Origin of the sequence: Verminephrobacter aporrectodeae subsp. tuberculatae At4 (genome assembly GCF_000193225.1) — a bacterium.
GTDB classification, from domain to species: Bacteria; Pseudomonadota; Gammaproteobacteria; order Burkholderiales; family Burkholderiaceae_C; genus Acidovorax; species Acidovorax aporrectodeae.
This window is the reverse complement of the sequence record NZ_AFAL01000293.1, coordinates 1-975: the sequence shown is the minus strand read 5'-3', so window position 1 is coordinate 975 and position 975 is coordinate 1. Positions and strand designations below refer to the sequence as shown.

2 protein-coding genes are annotated in these 975 nt (G+C 65.2%); both read right to left on the bottom strand.

The features are described 5' to 3' along the window. Nucleotides 1–469: hypothetical protein (locus VTU_RS26225; protein ID WP_010102395.1), on the bottom strand; the 469-nt coding region annotated here is incomplete at its 3' end. A 285-nt stretch (nt 470–754) separates the two neighbouring features. Then, a partial coding sequence (locus VTU_RS33525; protein WP_010102392.1) for a hypothetical protein occupies nt 755–975 on the bottom strand: 221 nt, incomplete at its 5' end.

The following is a 975-nucleotide window of genomic DNA, read 5'->3' as shown; positions in this document are numbered from 1 at the left end:
CGGACTGTATGTTCACGCTGTCATGGCTGTGCACGAACACGCCATCCATGTCAATGTGGCCCGCAGCGCGAACGTTCACCCCCCGGCCGCCCAGCAGTTGCACGTAATCCCAGTAGTGGTTGAGAAAACCCGCTTCGGTCTTTGACGCCCGCAGCGCGGTGGCCGTGATGTTTCCCGTGGTGGCGGTAAGGTTCAGGGTCCCGTGTACTGCTCGCAGGTAGCTGCCTTCCAGCAGGATGTTGTTGGCCACCAGGGTGAGGTCGCCGTTGGCGTACGCAACCACCCTCGGGGAACTGCCCACACCGGCGGTGCCTGCACTGCCCGTGAGGTTGATGTTGCCGTTGCGCGTGATCATCGTCAGGCTGTGGCTCGAGTTGGCCGTGAGGGGGCCTATGTTGAAGTCCCCCAGGCCCTTGATCATGGACAGGTCGGTTCTGCTCGCGAGCAGGGAGTGGGCATCGATCTCCATGGTGCCGCCCGATTCCACGCTTCTGGCCGCTGACGTCGTCCAGCCCCGACGCGCCCGACGTGCCAGTGGCGTGCACGCTGGTGCCGTTCAAGGCCAAGTGGCCGGTTTGGTTGAAGATCGTCGCCGCGCCGCTGCTGTAGCGGCCATTGGTGTGCGTTTGCGCGTCCTTGCTGCTCAGGCTGAGCAGGTCGCGGGCCACCAGGCTCGCGCCGGTGCCGTTGATCTGGCCCGTGGCGCTGGTGCCCGAGAGGTTTCCTCCCGCATTCACTTGGGTCTGCGCGAACGTCAGGTGGCGGTTCGCATGCAGGGCGATGTTGCCCGTGCTGTTGAGTGGCTGGCGACGCCGGTGTGCGTGTCCAGCAGGATGTCGCCGGTGGCCGTGATGGCGATGTCGCCGGATTTCTCCGGGCTGCTCTTGTTGCCATTGGCGCGGATGCGCGCGGCGTCGGTCTGCACGGTCTCGGCCTGTATGAGCACACTGCCTCCAGTGATGCCGCTGGTCGCTG